At 71.7% G+C, this 26611-nt stretch carries 18 protein-coding genes; 12 read left to right on the top strand and 6 right to left on the bottom strand.

What is annotated here, in order from left to right:
* The first annotated feature begins 45 nt into the window (after window positions 1-45).
* Genes ACQEVU_RS00280 through ACQEVU_RS00295 form a run of 4 tightly spaced genes read left to right on the top strand, consistent with a single transcriptional unit; the run spans window position 46 to window position 5313 of the window.
* A complete protein-coding gene (locus ACQEVU_RS00280) occupies window positions 46-2667 on the top strand; it encodes a valine--tRNA ligase (RefSeq protein ID WP_433318684.1) in 2622 nt (873 codons plus the stop codon).
* Window positions 2668-2720: 53 nt separating this feature from the next.
* A complete protein-coding gene (locus ACQEVU_RS00285) occupies window positions 2721-3989 on the top strand; it encodes a bifunctional folylpolyglutamate synthase/dihydrofolate synthase (protein ID WP_433334726.1) in 1269 nt (422 codons plus the stop codon).
* On the top strand, window positions 3986-4342 hold the full coding sequence (locus ACQEVU_RS00290; RefSeq protein WP_433318687.1) for a DUF4233 domain-containing protein: 357 nt from the start codon (window positions 3986-3988) through the stop codon (window positions 4340-4342). Before ACQEVU_RS00285 ends, ACQEVU_RS00290 begins: the two co-directional genes overlap by 4 nt.
* Window positions 4342-5313 (top strand): helix-turn-helix transcriptional regulator, encoded by a 972-nt coding sequence (locus tag ACQEVU_RS00295; RefSeq protein WP_433318690.1) that lies wholly within the window; start codon window positions 4342-4344, stop codon window positions 5311-5313. Before ACQEVU_RS00290 ends, ACQEVU_RS00295 begins: the two co-directional genes overlap by 1 nt.
* Here ACQEVU_RS00295 and ACQEVU_RS00300 read toward each other — a convergent pair.
* Window positions 5302-7296, bottom strand: a complete 1995-nt coding sequence (locus ACQEVU_RS00300) for a VOC family protein (RefSeq protein ID WP_433318693.1) — start codon at window positions 7294-7296, stop codon at window positions 5302-5304. The two genes, ACQEVU_RS00295 and ACQEVU_RS00300, sit on opposite strands and share 12 nt — an antisense overlap.
* A 136-nt stretch (window positions 7297-7432) precedes the next feature.
* Between ACQEVU_RS00300 and ndk the strand changes: the two genes are divergently transcribed.
* The gene (ndk, locus tag ACQEVU_RS00305) at window positions 7433-7840 is read left to right on the top strand and encodes a nucleoside-diphosphate kinase (RefSeq protein WP_433318695.1); all 408 of its coding nucleotides are present in this window, start codon (window positions 7433-7435) and stop codon (window positions 7838-7840) included.
* A gap of 450 nt (window positions 7841-8290) precedes the next feature.
* On the opposite strand, the gene ACQEVU_RS00310 is transcribed toward ndk, so the two are convergent.
* From ACQEVU_RS00310 to ACQEVU_RS00320, 3 genes are all read right to left on the bottom strand, one after another.
* Window positions 8291-8992, bottom strand: coding sequence for a lysophospholipid acyltransferase family protein (locus ACQEVU_RS00310; protein ID WP_433318698.1), 702 nt, complete (start codon window positions 8990-8992; stop codon window positions 8291-8293).
* A 109-nt stretch (window positions 8993-9101) separates the two neighbouring features.
* Window positions 9102-9938, bottom strand: coding sequence for an EamA family transporter (locus tag ACQEVU_RS00315; protein WP_433318701.1), 837 nt, complete (start codon window positions 9936-9938; stop codon window positions 9102-9104).
* A 585-nt stretch (window positions 9939-10523) separates the two neighbouring features.
* Window positions 10524-11168 (bottom strand): B3/B4 domain-containing protein, encoded by a 645-nt coding sequence (locus tag ACQEVU_RS00320; RefSeq protein ID WP_433318704.1) that lies wholly within the window; start codon window positions 11166-11168, stop codon window positions 10524-10526.
* A gap of 26 nt (window positions 11169-11194) precedes the next feature.
* Here ACQEVU_RS00320 and ACQEVU_RS00325 point away from each other — a divergent pair, with 26 nt between their 5' ends.
* Window positions 11195-11800 carry a helix-turn-helix domain-containing protein gene (locus ACQEVU_RS00325; RefSeq protein WP_433318707.1) on the top strand — a complete coding sequence of 202 codons (606 nt, stop codon included), beginning with the start codon at window positions 11195-11197 and terminating at the stop codon, window positions 11798-11800.
* A gap of 2 nt (window positions 11801-11802) precedes the next feature.
* Here ACQEVU_RS00325 and ileS read toward each other — a convergent pair whose 3' ends face one another.
* Window positions 11803-14913, bottom strand: a complete 3111-nt coding sequence (ileS, locus tag ACQEVU_RS00330; RefSeq protein WP_433318710.1) for an isoleucine--tRNA ligase — start codon at window positions 14911-14913, stop codon at window positions 11803-11805.
* A 358-nt stretch (window positions 14914-15271) separates the two neighbouring features.
* On the opposite strand from ileS, the gene ACQEVU_RS00335 reads away from it, so the two are divergent.
* Window positions 15272-16795, top strand: a complete 1524-nt coding sequence (locus ACQEVU_RS00335) for a chitinase (protein WP_433318713.1) — start codon at window positions 15272-15274, stop codon at window positions 16793-16795.
* A gap of 144 nt (window positions 16796-16939) precedes the next feature.
* Here ACQEVU_RS00335 and ACQEVU_RS00340 read toward each other — a convergent pair whose 3' ends face one another.
* Window positions 16940-17734 carry a hypothetical protein gene (locus tag ACQEVU_RS00340; protein WP_433318716.1) on the bottom strand — a complete coding sequence of 265 codons (795 nt, stop codon included), beginning with the start codon at window positions 17732-17734 and terminating at the stop codon, window positions 16940-16942.
* A 66-nt stretch (window positions 17735-17800) separates the two neighbouring features.
* Here ACQEVU_RS00340 and ACQEVU_RS00345 point away from each other — a divergent pair, with 66 nt between their 5' ends.
* The 5 genes from ACQEVU_RS00345 (at window position 17801) to ACQEVU_RS00365 (ending at window position 26543) form a co-directional block, all read left to right on the top strand.
* Window positions 17801-18520 (top strand): HAD family hydrolase, encoded by a 720-nt coding sequence (locus tag ACQEVU_RS00345; RefSeq protein WP_433318719.1) that lies wholly within the window; start codon window positions 17801-17803, stop codon window positions 18518-18520.
* On the top strand, window positions 18517-20862 hold the full coding sequence (locus ACQEVU_RS00350; RefSeq protein WP_433318723.1) for a glycoside hydrolase family 65 protein: 2346 nt from the start codon (window positions 18517-18519) through the stop codon (window positions 20860-20862). Before ACQEVU_RS00345 ends, ACQEVU_RS00350 begins: the two co-directional genes overlap by 4 nt.
* Before the next feature lie 15 nt (window positions 20863-20877).
* On the top strand, window positions 20878-22824 hold the full coding sequence (locus ACQEVU_RS00355; protein ID WP_433318726.1) for a TIGR03960 family B12-binding radical SAM protein: 1947 nt from the start codon (window positions 20878-20880) through the stop codon (window positions 22822-22824).
* Window positions 22817-23641, top strand: a complete 825-nt coding sequence (locus ACQEVU_RS00360; protein ID WP_433318729.1) for a TIGR03936 family radical SAM-associated protein — start codon at window positions 22817-22819, stop codon at window positions 23639-23641. The genes ACQEVU_RS00355 and ACQEVU_RS00360 overlap by 8 nt, the downstream gene beginning before the upstream one ends.
* A 172-nt stretch (window positions 23642-23813) precedes the next feature.
* Entirely contained in the window at window positions 23814-26543 is a 2730-nt protein-coding gene (locus tag ACQEVU_RS00365; protein WP_433318732.1) for an Rne/Rng family ribonuclease, read from the top strand.
* The last annotated feature ends 68 nt before the right edge of the window (window positions 26544-26611 follow it).

Consider the following 26611-nt stretch of genomic DNA (forward strand, 5'->3'; position numbering starts at 1 on the left):
AATGGCGAGCGTAGACCCCCTGTGCGACAGTTCTAGACTTTGCGTGTGACGGATACTCCACGCGCGGCGGAAGCAACCCCGGCGCTCTCGGCGCAGTATGCCCCTGGCGAGGTCGAGCAGCGGCGGTACGAGCAATGGGTAGCCGACGGTCTGTTCAAGGCGGACGCGTCCAGCGACAAGCCGCCGTTCTCGATCGTATTGCCGCCGCCGAACGTCACGGGCTCGCTGCACATCGGGCATGCGCTCGACCACTCCGTGCAGGATGCGCTGACCAGGCGCAAGCGCATGCAGGGGTACGAGACGCTGTGGCTTCCGGGCATGGACCACGCCGGCATCGCCACGCAGAACGTCGTCGAGCGGCAGCTGGCCGCCGACGGACTGTCGCGGCACGACCTCGGGCGCGAGGCGTTCGTCGAGCGCGTGTGGCAGTGGAAGACCGAGTCCGGCGGCAAGATCCTGGGGCAGATGACCCGGCTCGGCGACTCCGTGGACTGGAGCCGCGAGCGGTTCACCATGGACGAGGGGCTGTCCCGGGCCGTCCTCACCATCTTCAAGCGGCTCTACGACGACGGGCTCATCTACCGGGCCGAGCGGATCATCAACTGGTGCCCGCGGTGCCTGACGGCGCTGAGCGACATCGAGGTCGAGCACTCCGACGACGACGGCGAGCTCGTCTCGATCCGCTACGGCGACGGCGACGACGCGATCGTGGTCGCCACCACGCGGGCAGAGACGATGCTGGGCGACATCGCGGTGGCGGTGCACCCCGACGACGAGCGCTACAAGCACCTCGTCGGGACCGAGGTCGAGCTGCCGCTCACCGGGCGGCGGATCCCGATCGTCGCCGACCCGCACGTCGACCCGGCGTTCGGCACCGGCGCGGTCAAGGTGACCCCGGCGCACGACCCCAACGACTTCGAGATCGGCCAGCGCCACGACCTGCCGAGCCTGACCATCATGGACGAGCACGGCGTCATCACCGTGCACGGGCCGTTCCTCGGGCTGGACCGCTTCGAGGCGCGGCCGGCGGTCGTCGCCGCGCTGCGGGCCGAGGGGCGCATCGTCGCCGAGAAGCGGCCGTATATGCACGCCGTCGGGCACTGCTCGCGGTGCAACACCACCGTCGAGCCGCGGCTGTCGCTGCAGTGGTTCGTGCGGACCGAGCCGCTGGCCCGGGCGGCCGGCGACGCGGTGCGCGACGGGCGGGTGCGGGTCGAGCCGCCGGAGCTCACGAAGCGGTACTTCGGCTGGGTCGACAACATGCACGACTGGTGCATCTCGCGGCAGCTGTGGTGGGGCCACCGGATCCCGGTGTGGTACGGGCCCAACGGCGAGGTCGTGTGCGTCGGCCCGGAGGATCAGGTGCCCTCCGGCGAGGGCTGGGTGCAGGACGCCGACGTGCTGGACACCTGGTTCAGCTCGGCGCTGTGGCCGTTCTCGACGCTCGGCTGGCCCGACGAGACGCCCGATCTCGCCAAGTTCTATCCGACGAGCGTGCTCGTCACGGGGTACGACATCCTGTTCTTCTGGGTTGCCCGGATGATGATGTTCGGCCTCTACGCGATGGGCGGCCGCCAGCCCTTCGACGTGGTCATGCTCCACGGCATGGTCCGCGACCAGTACGGCAAGAAGATGTCGAAGTCCTTCGGCAACGTCGTGGACCCGCTGGACTGGATCGAGCGCTTCGGCGCCGACGCGACCCGCTTCACGCTGCTGCGCGGGGCCAACCCGGGCGCCGACGTGCCGGTCAGCGAGGACTGGGTGCAGGGCGCCCGCAACTTCGCCAACAAGCTGTGGAACGCGACCCGCTACGGGCTGTCCAACGGGGCGACCGTCGAGGGTGAGCTGCCGGTCGAGGGCCTGAGCACCGTCGACCGCTGGATCCTGTCCCGCCTGCAGCACGTCATCGGCGAGGTCGACCAGCAGTTCGAGGCGTTCGAGCTGGCCAAGGTGTGCGACACGCTGTACCACTTCGCGTGGGACGACGTCTGCGACTGGTACCTCGAGCTCACCAAGCCGGTGCTCACCGGCGACGACGAGGCGGCCAAGGCGGTCACCCGGCGGGTCCTCGGCCACGTGCTGGAGAGCCTGCAGCGGCTGCTGCACCCGATCATGCCGTTCGTGACCGAGGAGCTGTGGACGACGCTCACCGGCCGGCCGACCGTGGTGCGCGCCGAGTGGCCGACGGCCGACAAGGAGCTCATCGACGACGCGGCCGAGGGCGAGGTGGAGAACCTCCAGCGGGTCGTCACCGAGGTCCGGCGGTTCCGCGCCGACCAGGGCGTGAAGCCGGCGCAGCGGGTCGTGGCCCGCCTCGACGGGCTTGACGCCGCCGGGCTGGTCGCGCACGAGGGGCTGATCCGATCGCTCGCCCGGCTCGACCCCTCCGGGGCGAACTTCGCGGCGACCGCGACGCTCGCCGTCGGCGTCGGGGTCACCGTCGCGCTCGACACCCGCGGGACGATCGACGTCGCCGCCGAGCGGGCACGGCTGACCAAGGACCGCACCGCGGCGGAGAAGGAGGCCGAGCAGTGCCGGGCCAAGCTCGGCAACCCGGCCTTCACCGACAAGGCGCCCGAGCCGGTGGTCGCGAAGATCCGCCAGCGGCTCGAGGCGGCCGAGGCCGACCTGGCCCGCATCGCCGCCCAGCTGGAAGCGCTGCAGTGACCAGGTCGTTCTCGGAGGTCGACCAGGAGCTGAACGCCCGCGGGTTCACCCGCATGGTGTTCGACCTGGGCCGCATCGAGGGGCTGCTCGACTCGCTCGGCAGCCCCCAGCGGGCGTATCCGGCGATCCACCTGACCGGCACCAACGGCAAGACGTCGACGGCCCGGATGATCGACTCGCTGCTGCGGGCGCACGGGCTGCGCACCGGGCGGTACACGAGCCCCCACCTGCAGAGCATCACCGAGCGGATCAGCATCGAGGGCGAGCCGATCAGCGAGGAGAAGTTCGTCGAGGTGTACGAGGAGGTCGCGCCGCTGGCCGAGTTCCTCGACGCGCGCAGCGACGCTCCGCTGACGTACTTCGACATGACCACGGCGATGGCGTTCGCCGCGTTCGCCGACGCGCCGGTCGACGTGGCCGTGGTGGAGGTCGGCCTCGGCGGCGCGGACGACTCCACCAACGTGCTGCACGCCCAGACCACGGTCATCACGCCGATCGGGCTGGACCACACCGAGTGGCTCGGCGACACGATCGAGGAGATCGCCTGGGCCAAGGCCGGGATCGTGCACAAGGGCTCGACGCTGATCTGCGCGCTGCAGCCGGAGGAGGCGATGCGCCCGATCCTGGAGCGCTGTGCCGAGGTCGGCGCGACGCTGGCCCGGGAGGGGCGCGAGTTCGGCGTCGTGCAGCGCGACCTGGCCGTCGGCGGGCAGGTGCTGACGCTGCAGGGGCTTTCCGGGGTGTACGAGGGCGTGTTTCTGCCCTTGCACGGTGAACATCAGGCGCAGAACGCGGCCATCGCGCTCGCCGCGGTCGAGGCGTTCCTGGGCGCCGGCGCGGAGCGGGCGCTCAACGCGGAGTCGGTCCGCGAGGGCTTCGCCGGCGCGACGTCGCCCGGCCGCCTCGAGCGGATCCGCAACTCGCCGCCGATCCTGCTCGACGCCGCGCACAACGCGCACGGCATGAGCGCCACGGTGCGGGCGCTCACCGAGGAGTTCGCGTTCAGCGGGCTCGTCGCGGTCGTCGCGGCGCTGGGCGACAAGGACGTCGAGGGCATGCTCGAGCTGCTGGAGCCGATCACCGAGAGCATCGTGGTGACCCGCAACAGCTCGCCGCGGGCGATGCCGGCCGCGCAGCTCGCGGCGATCGCCGAGGAACTGTTCGGGGCCGACCGGGTGCATGTGGTACCAAATCTGCCCGATGCGATCGACGCGGCCGTGACGCTCGCCGAGTCCGACAATGCCGTGCCCGGCACCGTGGGCATTCTCATCACCGGCTCGGTCGTGACCGTCGCCGACGCTCGCGGGCTGTTGAAGCGATGAGCGCGCCGACCGGCCTGAAGAACCCCGCGGGGTCCGTGCGGGGCATGGGCGCCGCCGGGCTCGTCGTCGAGGGTGTCGTACTGCTGCTGGCCCTGCTGCCGCTGGCCAAGCTCGGCCACGGCAGCAACACGGGCGCGATGTGGGCCTGCGGCGTCCTCGCCGTCGTGTGCTTCGGGCTGTGCGGGCTGCTCAATCACTCGTGGGCGTGGATCGCCGGGCTGCTCGTGCAGGTCGCGCTGCTCGTCGGCGGGTTCCTGCACTGGTCGCTGCTCGCGCTCGGCGTCGTGTTCGGCGCGGCCTGGCTGTACGCGCTGTACGTGCGGCGCGCGGTCTACGCGAACAAGCCCGACTGATGCGCGCGAGCCGGCTCCTGTCGACGCTGCTGCTGTTGCAGACCCGGGGCCGGCTCACGGCGCAGCAGATCGCGGACGAGCTCGAGGTGTCGGTCCGCACCGTGTACCGCGACATCGAGGCCCTGTCCGCCTCGGGCGTGCCGGTCTACGCCGACCGCGGGCCGACCGGCGGGTTCGCGCTCCTCGACGGGTACCGCACCAGCCTCACCGGCCTGACCACCGACGAGGCCGCCGCGCTGTTCCTCAACGGCAGCGGCGCCACCGCGGGCGACCTCGGGCTCGGCCCGACCCTGGAGGCGGCGCGGCTCAAGCTGCTGGCCGCGCTGCCGGCCGAGCAGCGCTCGATGGCCGGGCGCATCCAGGAGCGCGTCCACGTCGACGCGCCCGGATGGTTCCGGGACCCGGAGGCGCCGCCGCACCTCGATGCCGCCGCCGGCGCGCTGTGGGAGCAGCGCCGGATCCAGGTGGTGTACCGCAAATGGGACCGGACCTCGGTCGAACGCACCCTGGAGCCGCTCGGCCTGGTCCTCAAGGGCACCGCGTGGTACCTGGTCGCCCGCGGCCGCACGCGCGTCAACGGCTACCGGATCTCCCGCGTCGACGCGCTCACCGTGCTCGACGAGACGTTCGAGCGCCCCGCCGATTTCGATTTGCGGCGGTACTGGCTGGAGTTCTCGGAAAATCTGGAGCGCACGCTCTACAACGGAGGTTCGGCGACGGTACGCCTTTCGCCGCGCGCCGTCTCGCTGTGGTGGATGCTCGGGCCCGTCGCCGAACGGGCCCGCCGGGAGCACGGGGTGCTCGAAAGCGATGGCTGGGTCCGGGTGACCCTGCCGATCGAGTCCTTCGAGCACGCGCGGATCGACTTCGGCCGGTTCGGGCCGGACGTCGAGGTGCTCGAACCCCTGCAGCTGCGGGCGCTGATGCGGGCTACCGCCGAAGAGACCGTCCGGCGGTATTCAGCGCCGTAGCTCCCACCTGGTCAGCGCGATGGCGTGGCCGTCCGGGTCGCGGAACGTCGCGGAGCACAGCTCCAGGTGCTCGCCCTGCGGTACCGTCCGCGGCCGGTGCACGAAGTCGACGCCCTGCTCGCGGAGGCGCTCGTAGGCCTCGTACACGTCGGGGACGTCGAGGTTGAGGTGCACCACCCGGCGGTCGACCGGCGGCATGTCGGCCACGCGGCGCAGCACGACCCGGGCCGTGCCGGTCTCCAGCACCGCGCTCGTCTCGCCGCTGTCCAGCTCGGTCAGGCCGAGGGTGTCGCGGTAGAACCGGCGCGAGCGCTGCAGGTCGGACACGATGAGCGTGATGCTCACGCCGTTGACCCCGTCCAGCGGCATGGTCTGCCGCCGCGGCGCGGTGGCCAGGAACTCGGCGACGGCGCCCTCGCTCAGCGGCTGCTCCTCGAGCTGGTCCTCGGGCGGCAGGTAGTGCTCGGTCGCATACGGGTCGGGGGCCACTGCCTCGTCGTCATCGCTCTCCTGCATGGGCGGCGGGCGCAGGATCGGCGGGGCGCTGTAGAGGCCGGCGCCGACCGGCACCGGTCCGCGCCCGTTTCCGGCCCAGGCCGACCTGGTCGGCTCCGGGGCCGGCTCTTCGGCCAGCTCGCCTTCGATGACGGTGGGTTCGGTGTGCTCGGCCCGGACCGGGGGCAGTTCGGTCTCGCGGTCCGGGAAGGAGTCGGTCCACCACTCGATCTCGGGCTCGGGCCTGGGCTCGATCCCGGACTCCGGCTCCGGCTCGGGCGCGGCCGGCGGGGCGACGAGCGCGTAGCCGGCCTCGGGGATCGTGTACTCCTCCGGCTGGGTCTCCGCGACCGCCGTCGTCGATACCGGGGTGGTCTCCGCCTCCTCCGGCGTCTCGTCTGCCTCGGTCTCGGTCTCGGTCTCGGTCTCGGCCGCGGTGCGGCCGCGGCCCGGGCGCCCGCGGCGGACGCGGTCGTGGGCGCCGGTGCGCGGGTGCGGGCTGGGGCGGCGGTGCGGGCTCGGCTTCGGGGTCGAGCGCAGCCGCATGATGATCGGCTCGTCCTCGTCGCCGATGATCGTCTGGCCCGCGCCGCTCGCCGGTGTCTCCTTCGCCGGCGACTCGGCTTCGGCCTCGACTTCGGCCTCAGGCTCGGGCTCGACGATCGGCGCTTCCGCGAAGGCGACCGCGGTGCTGCCCGCGCCGAGGGGCTCGCTCGTGTAGTGGGCCGGGTCGGCCGCCGCGTGCCGGGGCCGGCCGGGGCGGGCCTGGCGCCGGGCCGCCTCGGGGATCTGCTCGGCCTCCGTCACGGTCGCCGGCGGCGCGAGCGTCGCGACCCCGCCGCTACCGACGTGCTCGTCGATGCCGGCGTCGATCGGGGGAAGGTTGGTCAGCGTCGGCGTGTTGTCCGGCGGGGGCAGCGTGTTGTCCGGCGGGAGCAGGTCGTCGGACGGGCGGCCGTAGTCGTCGCCGTCGAGCGAGTAGCCGTAGTTGCCGCCGAGGTCGTCGGCGCCGCCGATCGGGCCGCGCTGCTCGGCGAGCACGACCTCCTGGTGGGTCTGGACGCGGTCCCAGAGCACGGTGAACTTGCGCGGTGCGCCCTTGAGGACCTGCACCGGCAGCGTGGCGCCCGGCTCCGGCCACTTCTCCAGCGGGATGGCCGGGTCGATGCCGCTCACGGTGATCCCGCGGATGCCCGGCGCGGTGATGGTCAGCTTCAACCGGCCGCGGGCCACCCGGCCCTCCTGCGTCGGCCGGGGCGTGATGTCTTCAACGAGGGCGGAGCCCTGGACGTACACCCGGACCTTGTTGCGCGAGTTGAGGACCATGACCATGACGGGCCCGGCCGCCGCGACCACGACGCCGAGGGCGATCATCAGCCCCTCGTCCGCCCCCCAGCCGCAGAACGCCAGGAAACCGCCGACCAGGATCAGCAGCAGAATGACCAGGTTCCGGCCGTCGGATGACGATGCGCGGTTGCTGGATGGCAAGTCGACCTCCCCAGACGACTGACATCAGGCTATGCCTGATCATCGCCGAAACGGAAGTCTCCGGCACCCGGGCGGGGCGCGCGTCGTGACGCTGGGTAGGCTCGGCGCCAGTACCTGGGAAACTTGGAGGAGTTTCGTGTCGGAGCGCACGCTCGTTCTCATCAAGCCCGACGCCGTACGCCGCGGCCTGGTGGGCGAGGTCATCGGCCGGCTGGAGCGCAAGGGCCTGACGGTCGAGGCGATGACCCTGCGCACGATGGACGTGGCGCTGGCCGACCAGCACTACGCCGAGCACGTCGAGCGCCCGTACTACCCGGCGCTGCGCGACTTCATGACGAGCGGCCCGCTGGTGTCGCTGGTGGTCTCGGGCGACGAGGCGATCACGGTGGTGCGCACATTGATCGGCGCGACGGACGGCCGGAAGGCGGCGCCGGGCAGCATCCGCGGCGACTTTTCCCTGTCCAACCGCGAAAACCTCGTGCACGCCTCGGACTCGCCGGACAGCGCCAAGCGCGAGATCGGGTTGTGGTACCCGGAGCTCTAATCGGCACCGGCGCCCTTGGGGCAGGCCGTTCACTTCCTCAGCCCGTCGCTTTTGCGGCGGGCTGAGTTGCTTACGACAGTGGGGCGCTCCGCGCCACGACTGCCCGTCGCTTTTGCGGCGGGCTGAGTTTGCTCTCGGCCGTTGTCACGACAAGTCGGGCGCTCCGCGCCACGACAGCCCGTCGCTTTTGCGGCAGGCTGAGTTCGCTTTCGGCTGTTGTCATGACAAGTCGGGCGCTCCGCTACGACAGCCCGTCGCTTCTGCGGCGGGCTGAGTTCGCTTTCGGCCGTTGTCGCGACAAGTCGGGCGCTCCGCGCCACGACTTGTCGGATTTATACCCTGACAGGCGATAAAAGCGGGCAATCCGCGTGCGTGCGCCCGTGTCGGCGCGTCGCGGATTCTGCTGGCCAGGGAGAACTACCTGGCGTCGCGGTGGCGAGTACTTGGCGGTCAGGCCGAGTCGGGGTCGGCGATCTGGTCGGGGCGCTTCGGGGCGTACCGGCCCACGTACTCCTGGCCCGTCAGCTGCTGGATCGCGTTCATCAGCTTCAGCGTCACCTCGCGCAACGCGCGGCTGTCGACCTCGCCGCCGCCCTGCCACTGGCTCAGGTCCAGGGGCTCGCCGATGCGTACCTCGACGTTCGGGCCCAGCTTCGGCAGGGATGCGCCGACCGGCATGACCTTGTCGAAGCCCATCAGGCCGACCGGAATGATCGGGGCCGGTGCGTCCAGCGCCAGCTTCGCCACGCCGGGGCGGCCGCGGTAGAGGCGGCCGTCGGTCGAGCGGGTGCCCTCCGGGAAGATGCCCAGCACGTGGCCCTCGCGCAGGACCGGCAAGGCGGCGTCGAGGGCCATCAGGCTGGCGCGGCCGCCGGAGCGGTCGACCGGGATCTGATTCAGGCCGTACATGATGTTGCGCAGCGCGGCGCCCTTGAGGCCGGGGCCGCTGAAGTACTGGTTCTTGGCGAGGAAGTAGACGTTGCGAGGGGCGATGGCGCCCATCATCACCGAGTCGAGGACCGACTGGTGGTTGCTGGCCAGGATCGCCGGGCCGGTCTTCGGCACATTGTCCAGGCCGATGATCTTCGGGTGCCAGAGGAGCCGGACCAGGGGTGCGACCGTCATCTTGCCGACCGCATAGAGCGCGGACAAATGCCCTCCACCAGGCTCAACTCAACGCTGCCGCACACTCTAACGGCCGGGCCTGGCAACAGCAGCCGAGGACGTCACAAGGTGGGCAAGACCACCCGCGCTTCCTTGATCACGATGCGACGAGGACGAGCGCCGTTGCGGCCAGGCCCAGGCCGGCCAGTTGCACGGGGCGCATGCGTTCGCGGTCGATGAGCATGGCCAGCAGTACCGTCGAGACCGGATACAGCGCGGCGATCGGCGCGATGATGCTCAGGTCGCCGCGGGCGGACGCGAGCAGGTAGAGCGCGTTGGCCGACATGTCCAGCACGCCGGCCGCCAGCAGCCAGCGCCGCGACGAGCCGGACGGGCGGGTCGCGCCGTTGCGCAGCCGCTGTACGACCAGGGGCGCGCCGAGGACGATCGCGGCCGCCTGGGCGCCGGCGATCGGCCACAGGCCCGCGCCGTCGCCGGCCCGGGACAGGCACGTGAAGAACAGGCCGAAGCCCGCGCCGGACAGCAGCGCGAGGCCGACCAGGCCGCCGGTCACCCGGGTGCCGGTGCCACCGGCCGCGCTGACCAGGCCGATCGCGGCGATCGCGCAGGCCGCGCCGGTGAGCGCGAGGATGCCGGGGCGCTCGCCGGTGGCCAGGCCGTAGGCGACGGGCAGCAGGGCGGTGGTCACGGCGCTGATCGGCGCGACGATCGCCATCGCGCCGCCGGACAGGGCGCGGTAGAAGACGAACATGCCGACGACGCCGAAGACGCCGGCGACGGCGCCCCAGCCGATCGCGTGGGCGCTCGCCGCGGCGGGCATGAGGATCAGGTACAGCACCAGCAACGGAAGGCTGGCCGCCTTGGACAGCACGACCACGAGCAGCGCGTCGGCGCGCTGGCTGGCCTTGCCGCCGGAGAAGTCGCCGACGCCCCAGACCAGGCCGGACAGCGCGGCGAGCACGATCCCGATCACTAGAAGGCTCCCAAACCTCGTATAACCGAAATGTCGGATATGTCCGTTGCGGAGCGGCGGACATATCCGCTGGAACACGGCGCGGCCGCGAGGTGCACGGCAGCGCCGCCAACGCTCGCCGCGGTCGCGAGGTGCACGGCAGCGCCGGCCTCGCGACGTGCGGCACGGCCTCGCGACGTGCGGCACGGCCTCGCGACGTGCGGCACGGCCTCGCGACGCGCGGCACGGCCCCGCACACGGACGCGTCGCGGGCTGCACGGCATCGCCGGCAACGCAAACGCGCGGCACGGCCCCGATATGCACCGCGCGGGCCCACACACGCGACGCGCTGCGAGCCGCGCGGCGTCGCCGCCAACGCAACGCGCGGCGTCGCCGCCAACGCAACGCGCGGCGTGGACGGGTGAAGCGCGGCGTCGCCGCCAACGCGCCAGCGGGGCCGCCGAAATACAACGCAGCCGCTGAACAACGCAACGGAGCTGTCGAGAACGCAGGCGTGGCCGCTAGAGGAGAGACGTGGTTGTCGAAACGCGGGGTGGCGGCCGCGGGCGTGGGCGCCGGGGTCGGGTGGGCGAAGGAGCGGCGCAATCAAGCGAGGCGTTCTATGCGGATCTCGTCGGCCGTCAGCAGCGAAGCGAGCAGCTCCGCGGCCGGCGTCAGGTCGATGTCCAGGCCCTCCAGCAGGAAGACCGCCGACGTCGTCGAAGCGGTGAGGGCCGTGCGCCGGCCCTGGCGCCAGTTCCAGCGGCGGCACGTCACCGCCACGTCGTCGCGCCAGATCACCTCGCCGGGCTCCGGGGACTCCACGGCGGGGGCGCCGTCCTTCACCGTGTCGAAGGGCTCGTCGCCCGTCGCGCGGACCAGGCGCTCGGTGCCGACCAGCGTGGCGCGGTCCTCGCCGCCGATCGGGACGGCGAAGCGGATGCTCACGGCGTTGTAGGCGTCGACCAGGCCGTTCACCGACGGGACGTCGCCGCGGGCGGCTCGCTTGCGCAGGGCCTCGGCCGAGCAGGGGGTGCGCTGGGGCTTGGCGCCGAACGCCCGGTAGACGTCGCGCCAGGCCTCCAGGTGTGGGTGCGGGGCGGTCAGGTCGCCGGCCGCGGCGACGGCGTCGTGCAGCAGCTGCGGGGCGGCGGGGCCGCTGCGCAGGCCGTCGGCGAGGACCGCGAACACGGTAGCCTCGTGGCCCACGGAGCGGCACAGATCGAGAACATCCTCGGCGACGGCGAACATGCCGTATTCGTATCACAATAATGACCGTGAAGGAAAATATGTTGACCGACCGGGAGCGGGACGCGCAGGCCGCCATTGCGCGTCAGGTCAAGAGCCTGCGGCAGGGCCGGCGTTGGTCGCTTGACGAGCTCGCCAGCCGCTCGGGTGTGAGCAAGGGCATGCTCGTGCAGATCGAAGGGGCCCGGACAAACCCGAGCATCGGGACGCTGTGCCGGGTCGCCGAGTCGTTCGGGGTGAGCATCGGGCGGCTGCTGGAAGGGGAGCCCGAGCCGGTCGTGAAGATCGTCGCGGCGGACGAGCCGGCGGTGCTGTGGCACGGGTCGCTCGGCGGGACCGGGCGGCTGCTGCGCGGGGTGAACGACCCGGCGTTCGTCGAGTTCTGGGAGTGGCGCATGCCGCCGGGCGAGGACCACGACTCCGGCGATCACACGCCGCACACGCGGGAGCTCATCCACGTCTCCGAGGGCGAGCTGGAAGTCACCGTCGACGTCACGAGCTACCGCGTCAGGACGGGCGAGACCATCGACTTCCCGGCGGACCGCCCCCACAGCTACCGGAACCCCGGCACTGCAGAGGCGGTCCTCACGATGGTGGTGGTCATGCCCCCGGGGGAGTACGACCGCCGGGCGTAAAACTAGACCGGCGTCACCGTGACCTTGACCGGCGAATCCTCGCCGACCTCGCCGGCGAAGCCGTCGACGAGCGTGCCCATCTCGACCGAGTTGGCCAGGGTCTCGCCGGCGACGAAGGCCGCGTGCGCCTCGAGCGCCGCGGCGACCGGCGGCGGGCCGTCGACCACGACCACGATCCGGTCCGACACGTTGAGGTCGGCATCGCGGCGGGCCTGCTGGATCACCCGGACCAGGTCGCGGGCCAGGCCCTCGGCGGCCAGCTCCGGGGTCACCGTGCTGTCGAGCACGACCACGCCCTCGCCGCCGGGCAGCGGCGCCGACTGGGTCGGGTCCGCGGCCACGAGCTTGAGGTCGTACTCGCCCTCGCGCAGCTCCACCCCGCCGGCCACGACCGCGCCGCCCGTCTGGCCCCAGTCCCCGGCCTTGACCGCCTTGATGACCTGCTGGACGTCCTTGCCCAGGCGAGGGCCGAGCACCCGCGGTACCAGCGTCAGCACCGGCGTGCAGTGGGCCGCCACGTCGCCGGTGAACTCGACCGCCTTGACGTTGACCTCGTCGGCGACGAGCGCCGCGAAGGGGCGCAGGGCGTCAGCGTTCGGGGTGGCGACCGTCAGCGTCTGCAGCGGCAGGCGCACCCGCAGGCCGCGGGCCTTGCGCAGGGACAGCGCCGCCGAGCACACGTCGCGCACGGCGTCCATGTCGGCCACGAGCTGGTGGTCGGCCGGGAAGTCCGCCGCCGCCGGGAAGTCCGTCAGGTGTACCGAGCGCTCGCCGGTCAGGCCGCGGAAGATCTCCTCCGCGGTCAGCGGCGCGAGCGGCGCGACGACCTGCGCGAGCGTGGTCAGCACGGTGTACAGCGTGTCGAACGCGTCCCGGTCGCCCGACCAGAAGCGGTCGCGCGAGCGGCGCACGTACCAGTTGGTGAGCGCGTCGAGGTAGGAGCGCACGCTGCCGCAGGCCCCGGACAGGTCGTAGGCGTCCAGCTGCCGCTCGACCGTGGCCACCAGCTCGCCCGTCTTCGCCAGCACGTAGCGGTCCAGCAGGTCGGCACTGTCGGTGCGCTGCCGCGCGGTGTAGCCGTCGGCGTTGGCGTAGAGCGAGAAGAAGTACCACACGTTCCACAGCGGCAGCAGCACCTGCCGGACGGCGTCGCGGATGCCGACCTCGGTGACCGGCATGTCGCCGCCGCGCAGCACCGGCGAGGCGACCAGGAACCAGCGCATCGCGTCCGAGCCGTACTCGTCGAACACCCGGTACACGTCCGGGTAGTTGCGCAGGCTCTTGGACATCTTGCGCCCGTCCTCGCCGAGCAGGATGCCGTGGCTGACGCAGCTGTTGAACGCCGGGCGGTCGAACAGCGCCGTGGCCAGCACGTGCATGGTGTAGAACCAGCCGCGGGTCTGGCCGATGTACTCCACGATGAAGTCGCCCGGGTAGTGGTGCTCGAACCACTCGGCGTTCTCGAACGGGTAGTGCACCTGCGCGAACGGCATCGAGCCGGACTCGAACCAGCAGTCCAGCACCTCCGGCACCCGGCGCATGACGGACTGCCCGGTCGGGTCGTCCGGGTTGGGCCGCGTCAGGTTGTCGATCTCCGGCCGGTGCAGGTCCACCGGGCGTACGCCGAAGTCGCGCTCGAGCTCGTCCAGCGAGCCGTACACGTCCACCCGCGGGTACTGCGGGTCGTCCGACTTCCACACCGGGATCGGCGAGCCCCAGAACCGGTTCCGGCTGATCGACCAGTCACGGGCGTTGGACAGCCACTTGCCGAACGAGCCGTCCTTGATGTGCTCCGGGGTCCAGGTGATCTGCTGGTTGAGCTCCACCATCCGGTCGCGGAACGCGGTCACCTGCACGAACCAGGACGACACCGCCTTGTAGACCAGCGGGGTGTCGCAGCGCCAGCAGTGCGGGTAGGAGTGCGTGTACGAGTCGTGGCGCACGACCACGCCGGCGGCCTTGAGGTCGCGGATGACCGGCTTGTTGGCCTCGAAGACCTGCAGCCCCTGGTACGGCGGCACCAGCGACGTGAACCGGGTGTGCTCGTCGACGGTCACCACGGTCGGGATGTCCACCGACGCGCAGGCGTTCTGGTCGTCCTCGCCGAATGCGGGCGCCATGTGCACCACGCCGGTGCCGTCCTCGGTCGTGACGAAGTCGGCCCCGATGATCTGGAAGGCGTTCGGGGTGTCGGCGAGGAACGTGAACAGCGGCGTGTACCGGCGGCCGACGAGCTCGGCGCCGCTCAGCGTGCCCACGCGGGTCGCGTTCGCGAGCTCCTTCTCGTAGGCGGCGACGCGCGAGTCGGCGAGGATGTAGCGCTGCCCGTCCTCCTCGAAGACCGCGTACTCGATCTCCGGCCCGACCGCGATGGCCAGGTTGGAGGGCAGGGTCCACGGGGTCGTCGTCCAGACCAGGATCTTCTCGCCGGTCTCCAGCGCGAACGCCACCGTCAGCGCCGGGTCCTGCCGGTCGCGGTAGACGTCCTCGTCCATGCGCAGCTCGGTGTTGGACAGCGGGGTCTCGCAGCGCCAGCAGTACGCCAGCACCCGGAAGCCCTCGTAGACCAGGCCCTTGTCGTGCAGGGTCTTGAAGGCCCACATGACGCTTTCCATGTAGTCCAGGTCGAGCGTCTTGTAGTCGTTGGTGAAGTCGACCCAGCGGGCCTGGCGCGTGACGTACCGCTCCCACTCGCTGGTGTAGCGCAGCACCGACTCCTTGGTGGCCGCGTTGAACTTGTCCACCCCGAGCTGGAGGATCTCGGCCTTCGTGGTGATGCCGAGCTGCTTCTCCGCCTCGACCTCGGCGGGCATGCCGTGGCAGTCCCAGCCGAAGCGGCGCTCGACGCGGAAGCCCTTCATGGTCTTGTACCGCGGGACGACGTCCTTCGCGTAGCCCGTCAGCAGGTGGCCGTAGTGCGGCAGGCCGTTGGCGAACGGGGGCCCGTCGTAGAACACGAACTCGTTCGACCCGTTGTCGCCGGCCGGGCGCTGCTCCACCGAGGCCTGGAACGTGCCGTCCGCGGACCAGTAGTCCAGGACGTCGCGCTCGACTTCGGGGAGGTTAGGGCTCGCCGGGACGCCGGTGCCCGTGCGGTGCATCGGGTAGGCCATCGGTGGTCGCTCTCCTCGCGTGGTCGCTGTCTCGACTCCACGCGGGGACGAACCGGTCGCCCGATCCGCGGTACCACCCCGCTTGCCGCCGAAATGGTGCGCTCGGCGGCCGCTCGTTGGCCGGCTGTCACGGGCCGGTACCCGTCCGGTTCTACTGGGCCGGCGATCGGCCGTTCTTCCGGAGGCTCGCCGGTGATCGCCGGGTCGACACCTGTACCACAGAGGATAGCGCGCCCCCGGAAGCGGGTTTCGCGGGCGCCATAAGAAATAGTAAAGAAACCTTGACATTAAATTCCCGCACGGGCAACGTTGGGGAACGCGTCGACGCCCATCGACGTCACCCCCATCTGGAGACACCATGCGTAGACGGCACATCACCCTGCTCGCGGGGGCCGGGGCGGTGGCACTGACCCTTACCGGGGTTGTGCTCGCCATGCCCGCGTCCGCCGCCGAGCTGCTGTCCAACCCCGGCTTCGAGACCGGCACCACGTCCGGCTGGACGTGCGAGTCGGCGTCGGTCACGTCCGGCGCCGCGCACACCGGCACCTACAAGCTCGCGGGCACGCCCGGCGGCACCACCGCGCAGTGCTCGCAGACGGTCTCCGTGCAGCCGAACACGAAGTACACCCTTTCGGGGTACGTCAACGGCTCCTACGTCTTCATCGGCGTCACCGGCGGGGTCGACGCGAGCACCTGGACGCCCGGCACGAGCGGCTACTCGCAGCTCAGCGTCGCGTTCACCACCGGCGCGAGCCAGACCTCGGCGGTCGTCTACGTGCACGGCTGGTACGGCCAGCCCGCGTACACGGCCGACGACTTCTCGCTCAACGGCCCCGGCGGCACCCCGACCACGATCGAGCCGACGACGAAGTCCCCGTCGCCCTCGGTCTCGCCGTCCCGCTCGGCGTCGCCGTCCGCCTCGCCGTCGAAGTCCCCGTCGAGCTCGCCGTCGACCTCCACGTCGCCGTCGACGCCGCCCGGCCCGCTGCCCAAGCACTTCCTGACCGGCTACTGGCAGGACTTCGTCAACCCGGCCACGCCGCTGCGCCTGCGCGACACGCCGGCCAACTACGACCTCATCGCGGTCGCCTTCGCCGCCGCCACCGGCACCCCCGGCGGCCTGTCGTTCAGCGTCGACTCCGGGCTGTCCAACGCGGTCGGCGGCTACACCGACGCCGACTTCAAGGCCGACATCGCCACGATGCACTCGCGGGGCAAGAAGGTCATCCTCTCCGTCGGCGGCGAGACCGGCACGGTGAGCGTCGGCGACGCCAACTCGGCGACCAACTTCGCCAACTCGGCGTACTCGATCATGCAGGCCTACGGCTTCGACGGCATCGACATCGACCTGGAGAACGGGCTCAACCCGACGTACATGGCCCAGGCCCTGCGCTCGCTGCGGTCCAAGGTGGGCGCGAACCTGATCATCACGATGGCACCGCAGACGATCGACATGCAGTCGACCGGCAGCAGCTACTTCGCGCTGGCGCTCAACATCAAGGACATCCTGACGGTCGTCCACACGCAGTACTACAACTCCGGCAGCATGCTCGGCTGCGACCAGATGCAGGCGTACTCGCAGGGCACGGTCAACTTCATGACCGCCCTGGCCTGCATCCAGCTGGAGAACGGGCTGCGCCCGGACCAGGTGGCCCTGGGCCTGCCGGCCGGCACCGGCGCGGCGGGCGGCGGCGTGGTCTCGCCGTCGCTGGTCAACCAGGCGCTGGACTGCCTGGCCGTCGGCACCAATTGCGGCACGTTCAAGCCGCCGCACACCTACCCGGGCATCCGCGGCGCGATGACCTGGTCGATCAACTGGGACGTGAAGAACGGCAACGGCTTCGCCAACACGGTCAAGCCGCACCTGGCCACGCTGCCGTAACCAGAGACCTTCCTCCCACCAACACGGCTCCGGGGGATCGGGTGTTCCCAGCGCCCGATTCTCCGGAGCCGTTCTTTGCGCGCGGCCCGATCACCCGGCGGCAGTGAGGGGGCCGCGAGCCACGTGGCAGGCCGACGTCGAGGGCTAGTTGCGGACCGTGATCGAGGCCCGCAGGTTCTGCATCATGGTGGCGGCCTCGCTGAGCGTCGTGTCCGGGAACACCGCGATCGCGATCATCCCGTGGTCGGACCAGCCGCAGATGGTACTTCCCGCGCGGCCGGCGGCGCAGCGCTCCTCGCCGCCCAGCGGGCCGGCGTCGACCTCCCGCACGTTCTGGACCTGGGTCTTCGTGCCCAGCTTGCGCAGGCTCGCCTCCAGGTCGCGGGTGGGGTGGGTGATGAACCGGGTGACCCCGAAGAGCAGCACGGTGTGTCGATCACCGTCCCGGTAGACGGCGGTGAAGCCCTCCTCGTCCAGGTGGTCGGACGTCAGCGAGGCCTGCAGCTGACCGGCCGTCTTCTTCGCGTTGGTGTCGTTGATCCGGGTCAGGCCGGGCACGGTGGCGTCGAGGTTGACCGAGGCCGGGTACTGGACCCACCACTGCCGGGCCCAGGCGTAGGAGCTGCCGCAGCAGCCGGCGCACAGCAGGAACATCACCAGCAGGACCCAGGGCCACTTGCGCCGCCGGCGGCGCTGGAACTGCCACGGCGGGGGGATGGGGCCGGGCCGGTAACCCGGCGGCGTCACCGGCACGTACTGAACCTGCGGCTGGGGCGGTGCCGCCGGCAGATCGAGGGTGCGCGGGGCCGCGGGGAGGTCGAGGGTGTCCTCCCACTGCCGCCGGCGGCGTGAGCCGCCGGGGGGTACGGATGCGGAACCGACCCACGTGGGTGAGGCCGGCTGCCGCTCGGTCGGCGACTCGTCCGCCGGTTGTGTCACAACACGAAGGCTAACGAGTGCGCGCACGCCGCGCAGAGTTCGCTGTTCGGGGCTAACGTCGCAAGCGTGCTGGGTCTACCGGATCACGTGAGCGCGGGCCTGTTCGATCTCGACGGTGTGCTGACCCCGACGGCGGTCATCCACAACAAAGCCTGGACGGCGATGTTCAACGAGTTCCTCACGGCCAGAGGCCAGCGGGAGTTCGACCCCGTCCACGACTACAACGACTACGTGGACGGCAAGCCCCGCGAGGCCGGCGTCCGCGACTTCCTCGCCTCCCGCGGCATCTCGCTGCCCGAGGGCTCGCCCGACGACCCGCCGGAGGCGGAGACCGTCAACGGGCTGGGCAACCGCAAGAACGTGCAGCTGCTGAAGCTGCTGGAGCAGGGCGGGCTGAAGCCGTATCCGGCCTCGCTGACGTACCTGCAGCGGGCCAAGGCGGCCGGGCTGCGCCGAGCCGTGGTGAGCTCGAGCGCCAACACGCTGCAGGTGATCACCTCGACGGGGCTGGCCGACCTGCTGGAGGTCCGGGTCGACGGGCTGACGATCCGCGAGCGCGGCCTGAAGGGCAAGCCGGCCCCGGACACGTTCCTGGAGGCCGCCCGCGAGCTGGGCGTCGAGCCGGCCCATGCGGCCGTGTTCGAGGACGCGCTGGCCGGGGTCGAGGCCGGGCGGGCCGGCGGGTTCTTCGTCGTGGGCATCGACCGGGTCGGCGGCGACCACGCCGCGGACCTGCGGCGCAGCGGCGCCGACATCGTCGTGGCGGACCTGGGGGAGTTGCTGTGAGCACGTTTCCCGTCGAGCCCTGGGCGCTGCGCGAGACGCGCCTCAACCTTGACGCGCTGGCCCAGACGGAGTCGCTGTTCGCCCTGTCCAACGGGCACGTCGGCCTGCGCGGCAACCTGGACGAGGGTGAGCCGTTCGGGCTGCCCGGCACCTACCTCAACTCCTTCTACGAGGAGCGGCCGCTGCCTTACGCCGAGGCGGGCTACGGCTTCCCGGAGGAGGGCCAGTCGATCCTCAACGTGACCAACGGCAAGGTGTTCCGGCTGCTGGTCGACGACGAGCCGTTCGACGTGCGCTACGGGGTCCTGCACGACCACCAGCGGGTCCTCGACCTGCGCGCCGGCACCCTGCAGCGCGACGTCGAGTGGACCTCGCCGGCCGGGCAGCGGATCAAGGTGCGCACGACCCGGCTGGTCTCGCTCGAGCAGCGCTCGGTCGCCGCGTTCCTCTACGAGGTCGAGCCGGTCGACGCGCCGGCCCGGGTCATCGTGCAGTCCGAGCTGGTGGCCAACGAGGACGTGCCGACGCCGAGCCGGGACCCGCGGGTCGCCGCCGCGCTCGGGCACGCGCTCGTCGCCGAGGGCCACTACGCCCGTGACCTCGACGCCCAGCTGCTGCACCGCACCAACGCCAGCTGCCTGCGCCTCGGCGCCGAGATGGACCACGAGGTGTCCGCGCCCGTGCCGGTGCGCTCGCACACCGAGGCCACCGATGACTGGGCCCGCACCACGTTCGCCTGCGAGCTGCAGCCCGGCCAGCGGCTGCGGATCGTGAAGTACCTCGCCTACGGCTGGTCCAGCCAGCGCTCCCGGATGGCGATCCGCGACCAGGTGCACGGCGCGATCGCCGGCGCCCGGCTCGGCGGCTGGGACGGGCTGATCAAGTCCCAGCGCACCTACCTCGACCAGTTCTGGGCGCAGGCCGACGTGGAGGTCGACGGCGACGCCGAGATCCAGCAGGCGGTCCGCTTCGCGCTGTTCCACCTCATGCAGGCCGGCGCGCGGGCCGAGGCGCGGCCGATCGCGGCCAAGGGCCTCACCGGGCGCGGCTACGACGGCCACGTCTTCTGGGACACCGAGAGCTTCGTGCTGCCCGTCCTGACGTACACCCACCCCCAGGTCGCCCGCGACGGGCTGCGGTGGCGGCACGACACGCTCGACCTGGCCCGCGACCGGGCGCGCCTGCTCGGGCTCAAGGGCGCGGCGTTCCCGTGGCGCACGATCCGCGGCCAGGAGTGCTCGGCCTACTGGCCGGCCGGCACGGCGGGCTTCCACGTCAACGCCGACATCGCCGCCGCCGTGGTCCGCTACGTGCAGGCGACCGGGGACACCCAGTTCGAGCGCGAGAACGGGCTGGAGCTGCTGGTCGAGACCGCCCGGCTGTGGCGCTCGCTCGGCCACCACGACCGGCACGGCGTCTTCCACATCGACGGGGTGACCGGGCCGGACGAGTACAGCGCGATCGCCGACGACAACATCTACACCAACCTGATGGCCCAGCTGAACCTGCGCGCGGCCGCCGCGGCCGCGGACCGGTATCCGGAGGAGGCCCGCCGCTTCGGCGTCGACGACGAGGAGATCGCCTCGTGGCTCGACGCGGCGGCGAATGTGCACCTGCCGTACGACCGGGAGCTGGGCGTGCACCAGCAGTCGATCAACTTCACGCTGCACCAGGAGTGGGACTTCGCCGGCACGCCGGCCGACCACTACCCGCTGCTGCTGCACTACCCGTACTTCGACCTGTACCGCCGTCAGGTGGTCAAGCAGGCCGACCTGGTGCTGGCCATGCACTTGCGGGGCGACGCGTTCACCCGCGAGGAGAAGGCCCGCAACTTCCACTACTACGACGAGCGCACGGTCCGTGACTCTTCGCTGTCGGCGTGCACGCAGGCGGTCATGGCGGCCGAGGTGGGCCACCCCGAGCTCGCCTACGACTACCTCGGCGAGGCCGCGTTCGTCGACCTCTACGACCTGCAGCACAACTCCAGGGACGGGCTGCACATGGCCTCGCTGGCCGGCACCTGGCTGGCGATCGTCGCCGGCTTCGGCGGCATGCGCGACTACGGCGGCGAGCTGTCGTTCCTGCCGCGCCTGCCGGGGCAGCTCAACAAGCTGCGGTTCGCCGTCACGATCCGCGGCGACGTGCTGCGGGTCACCGTGGAGCACGGCCAGGCGACCTACGCCGTCGACGAGGGCGAGATCACGCTGCGCCACCACGGCGAGGAGGTCACCGTGCGCGCCGACGAGCCGGTCACGCTGCCCATTCCCGCTCCGCACCCGTCCACGCCGGCCCCGGTCCAGCCGCCCCACCGGGCGCCGCATCGTCGCAAGCGGGAGGGGTAGGTAGGCTGGTCTCCCGTGAGTGTGACGAGCGTCTTCGCCCAACTCGAGCGACTGCTGCCGCGGATCAGCAAGCCGATCCAATATGTCGGCGGTGAGCTCGGCGCGGTTGTGAAGGACTGGGACGCCGCCACCGTGCGCTGGGCGCTGTCCTACCCCGACGCCTACGAGGTCGGCCTGCCCAACCAGGGCGTGCAGATCCTCTACGAGGTGCTCAACGAGCAGCCCGACGTCCTCGCCGAGCGCACCTACGCCGTGTGGCCCGACCTCGAGCGCCTCATGCGCGAAGAGGGCGTGCCGCAGTTCACCGTGGACGCGCACCGGCCCGTGTCGGCGTTCGACCTGTTCGGCGTGTCGTTCGCCACCGAGCTCGGCTACACCAACATGCTCACCATGCTCGACCTCGCCGGCATTCCGCTGGACGCGCGCGAGCGGGACGAGCGGCACCCGATCGTCGTCGCCGGCGGCCACGCCGCGTTCAACCCGGAGCCGATCGCCGACTTCATCGACGCCGCCGTGCTCGGCGACGGCGAGGAGGCGGTGCTGGAGATCAGCGCGATCGTCCGGCAGTGGAAGGCCGAGGGCGAGCCGGGCGGCCGCGACGAGCTGCTGCTGCGGCTGGCGCGGACCGAGTCGGTGTACGTGCCGCGCTTCTACGACGTCGACTACCTGCCCGACGGCCGCATCCAGCGGGTCGTGCCCAACCGCGCCGACGTGCCCTTCCGCGTGCACAAGCGCACCACGATGGACCTCGACGCCTGGCCGTACCCGAAGAAGCCGCTCGTGCCCCTGGCCGAGACGGTCCACGAGCGCTACGCGGTGGAGATTTTCCGCGGGTGTACTCGAGGCTGCCGCTTCTGCCAGGCGGGGATGATCACGCGGCCGGTCCGCGAGCGCTCGATCACCACCGTGGGGCAGATGGTCAAGGAGGGGCTGGAGTTCTCCGGCTTCCACGAGGTCGGGCTGCTGTCGCTGTCCTCGGCGGACCACTCCGAGATCGGCGACATGTGCTCGGGGCTCGCGCAGCAGTACGAGGGCACCAACGTCTCGCTGTCGCTGCCCTCGACCCGGGTCGACGCGTTCAACGTGACGCTCGCCCAGGAGCTCTCCCGCAACGGGCGGCGCACCGGCCTCACCTTCGCCCCCGAAGGCGGCTCCGAGCGGATCCGCCAGGTGATCAACAAGATGGTCACCGAGGAGGACCTGATCCGCACGGTCGTCACGGCGTACTCGAACGGCTGGCGGCAGGTGAAGCTGTACTTCATGTGCGGCCTGCCCACCGAGACCGACGACGACGTGCTGCAGATCGCCAAGCTGGCGCACGACGTCATCCGGGCCGGCCGCGAGGCGACCGGCTCGCGGGACATCCGCTGCACGGTCTCGATCGGCGGCTTCGTCCCCAAGCCGCACACCCCGTTCCAGTGGGCCTCCATGGCGGAGCCGGAGGTCATCGACCGGCGGCTCAAGGCCCTCAAGGAGGCCATCAACGCCGACCGGTCGCTGGGCAAGGCGATCGGCTACCGGTACCACGACGGCGAGCCCTCCCAGGTCGAGGGCCTGCTCAGCCGCGGTGACCGGCGCGTCGGCGCGGTGATCCGCCGCGTCTGGGAGGACGGCGGGCGCTTCGACGGCTGGTCGGAGCACTTCTCGTTCAAGCGCTGGACCGACGCGGCGGCCGAGGTGCTGCCGCAGTTCGGGGTGGACCTGGCCTGGTACACCACCCGCGAGCGCGAGCAGCACGAGGTCCTGCCCTGGGACCACCTGGACTCGGGGCTGGACAAGGACTGGCTCTGGCAGGACTGGCAGGACGCCCTGACCGGCTACGAGCAGGACGACTGCCGCTGGACGCCGTGCTTCGACTGCGGCGTCTGCCCCAGCCAGGACACGGAGATCCAGATCGGCCCGACGGGCCGCAAGCTGCTGCCGCTCACCCCGGTCGCGGGACTGCGGGTGCCGAATGCCTAAGCGCCAGCCGGAGAGCAACCAGGAGCCCGTCGTCCAGCGGATCCGGCTGCGGTACGCCAAGCGCGGCCCCCTCCGCTTCACCTCCCACCGCGACTTCGCCCGCGCGTTCGAGCGGGCGCTGCTGCGGGCCAACGTCCCGATCGCGTACTCCCAGGGCTTCACCCCGCACCCCAAGGTCTCCTACGCCAGCGCCGCGCCGACGGGGGTGGCCAGCGAGGCGGAGTACCTGGAGATCGGCCTGCGGGCGGTCGTCGAGCCCGCGCGGCTGCGGCTCGCGCTGGACGCGGCGCTCTCGCCCGGCCTCGACGTGCTCGAGGCGGTCGAGTCGCCGCTCAACGGCGGGGGCAGCCTCGCCGACCGCATCGACGCGTCGAGCTGGCGCATCGAGCTGCCCGGCATCGCCCGGCACGACGCCGTGGTGGCCGTCCGCGCGTTCCTCGACGCGCCCGAGGTGCTCGTCGAGCGGCTCACGAAACAGGGCCGCCGGACCTTCGACACGCGGGCCGCGGTGGTCCGCCTCGACTGCCTCGATCTTGAAAAACTGTCGGATTCCACCGTCAGTGACCTACCTTCCGAGGTCACCGACATACCGTGTGCGATACTCGACCTTGTCGTGCGGCAGGTAACCCCGACCGTGCGACCCGACGATGTGCTGTCCGGTCTGCGCGTAGTGGCCGACCTGGAGCCGCCGGTACCGCCCCGTGCGACCCGACTGGCTCAGGGAGTGCTGACCGAGCAGGGCGACCTCGTCGATCCGCTCGCCCAGTCCGGCGAAGTGGATCGGCCGGCGGCCGTCGTAGGGACTTCGTCGCTGTAGACGACGGGTGATCCGCCAGGTGGCGGGCCACCGGCCGCCGGGCGCGAGGTTGGCAGACTTTCGGCGGATCGTCCGCGTGAGCGGATACCTCCGCCGGCACAACATATATGCGGTGCCCCCGTGTGGCTGCGTTGCTACGCGCCCGGGAGCGCCAGAACTGGAGAACGTCCGCATGTTCGACAACGAGTCGGCGAGCGGCGACACCACCGGCGATGAGCCGGTGGTTGCTGCCGCAGCCAGCGAGACCGAGACCCCCGTCCGGCGCACCCGCCGCCGCGCCACCAAGGCGGCCGCCGAGCCGCCGGCGGAAGAACCCCCGGCGGAAGAACCCCCGGCCGAGATCGAGCCCGCCCCCGTCAAGGCCACCACCCGCCGCCGGCGGAAGGTGACGGCGGAGGCGGAAACCGGCGAGTCGGGCGATTCTGGGCAGCAGGCCCTTCCCATCGAGGAACCGCCCGCGCCCGTGAAGGCCACCCGGACCCGGCGTAGCCGCGCCAAGGTCGTCGAGGAGCCGCCGGCCGAGCCGCTCCCGATCGAGGAGGAGCCGGCCGCGCCCCTGGACGAGCCCGAGGCCGTCGAGGAGCTCGAGCCGCTGGTCGTGGAGGAGGAGCCGGAGCCCGAGCCGGAGCCCCCGGCGCGCCGCCGCCGGGCCGCCCCCGTCCAGCTGCTGTTCATGCCGCCCAGCGAGCAGGTCGCGCCCGCGCCCGCCGCGGAGGTCGAGCCCGCCGAGGAGGAGCCGGCCGGCCGCAGCCGCCGCCGGCGCCGCGGCCGGGCCGCCGCCGAGGAGGTCTTCGCCGAGGCCGCCGCCGTCGAGGTCGTCGAGGCGCCGGTCGAGGCCGAGGAAGAAGACGAGACCGAGGTCGACGAGGAAGAGGACGAGGGCCTGGACGGCGCCGTCCGGCGTCGCCGCCGCCGCGGCCGCCGGGGCCGGGGCCGGGGTCGCGGCACTGCCGGCGACGAGCTGGACGAGGCCGAGGACGCCGAGGCGGAGGACACCGAGGAGGAGGCCGCCGAGGAGGCCGAGGCCGCCGCCGAGGACGAGGGCGAGGACGACGGCGAGGGGCTGACCCGCCGCCGGCGCCGCCGGCGCCGCAAGGGCTCGGCCGACGCCGAGGCCGGCGACGACCCGCACGTGGTCGTGAAGATCCGCGAGCCGCGCACCGCCACCCGCGAGCGGGACGAGGTCCAGGGCGTCTCCGGCTCCACCCGGCTGGAGGCCAAGCGCCAGCGCCGCCGGGACGGCCGCGAGCAGCGCCGCACCCGCCCGCCGATCCTCAGCGAGTCGGAGTTCCTGGCCCGCCGCGAGGCCGTCGACCGCTCGATGGTCATCCGGCAGAAGAACGACCGCACCCAGATCGCCGTGCTCGAGGACAAGGTCCTCGTCGAGCACTACGTCACCCGGGCGTCGTCGAGCTCCATGGTCGGCAACGTGTACCTCGGCCGCGTCCAGAACGTGCTGCCCAGCATGGAGGCGGCGTTCGTCGACATCGGCCGGGGCCGCAACGCGGTGCTCTACGCCGGCGAGGTCAACTGGGACGCCACCGGCCTGGAGGGGCGCACCCGCACCATCGAGCAGGCGCTGAAGTCCGGCGACTCGGTGCTCGTCCAGGTCACCAAGGACCCCATCGGCACCAAGGGCGCCCGCCTCACCAGCCACATCGCGCTGTCCGGGCGGCACCTGGTGTACGTGCCGCACGGCAACGCCTCCGGGATCAGCCGCAAGCTGTCCGACGTGGAGCGCAAGCGCCTGCGCGACGTGCTCAAGAACCTCGTCCCCGACGGCGCCGGTGTGATCGTGCGCACCGCGGCCGAGGGCGCCTCCGAGGACGACCTGGCCCGCGACGTCAAGCGGCTGCAGGCGCAGTGGGAGGCCATCCAGGAGAAGTCGACCGGCAGCAGCGCGCCGGCCCTGCTGTACGAGGAGCCGGAGCTCGTCGTGCGGGTCGTGCGCGACCTGTTCAACGAGGACTTCCGCGACCTGGTCATCCAGGGCAACGACGCCTTCGAGTCGGTCGAGCCCTACCTGTCGCACGTCTCGCCGGACCTCGTCGACCGGGTGCACCGCTACACCGGCACCGGCGACGTCTTCGCCGACCTGCGCATCGACGAGCAGCTGATCAAGGCGCTCGACCGGCGGGTGTTCCTGCCCTCCGGCGGCAGCCTGGTCATCGACCGCACCGAGGCGATGACCGTGATCGACGTCAACACCGGCAAGTACACCGGGGCCGGCGGCAACCTCGAGGAGACGGTCACCCGCAACAATCTCGAGGCGGCCGAGGAGATCGTCCACCAGCTGCGCCTGCGCGACCTCGGCGGCATCATCGTCATCGACTTCATCGACATGGTCCTGGAGTCCAACCGCGAGCTGGTGCTGCGCCGGCTGACCGAGTGCCTGGGCCGGGACCGGACCAAGCACCAGGTCACCGAGATCACCTCGCTCGGCCTGGTGCAGATGACCCGCAAGCGGGTCGGCCAGGGCCTGCTCGAGGCCTTCAGCGAGACCTGCGAGGTCTGCAAGGGCCGCGGCCTGATCATCCACACCGAGCCGATCCCCGAGAAGCGCAGCGGCGGAACCGGCGGCGGTCACGGCCACGCCGTGACCAAGGTCGCCTCCGCGACCGCCGCGCCGGTCACCTCGGGCGTGGAGGAGGCCGACGCGCCCGCGCCGCGCAGCCGCCGACGCGGCCGCCGCGGTGCCACCGCGGTCGCCGAGGAGGCGCCCGAGGCCGAGTCCGTCGAGGCCCCGCACGTGGTCGAGGACGCCCAGGAGGAGGCGGAGTTCACGCCGATCGCCTCCGAGGACGACCCCGACAACGTCGAGGACGACGAGGACGAGGGCGCGGGCAACGGGGCCCGCCGCCGGACCCGCCGGGGTGGCGTCCGTCGCCGGACCCGGCCCTGATTTGGGGAGTACGCCAGCGATGGCGTACTCTTCCTGAAGCGCACTTTCGTGCGTTGGGGTCGTTGTGT

The organism is Dactylosporangium sp. CA-139066, from assembly GCF_050936175.1.
GTDB lineage: Bacteria > Actinomycetota > Actinomycetes > Mycobacteriales > Micromonosporaceae > Dactylosporangium.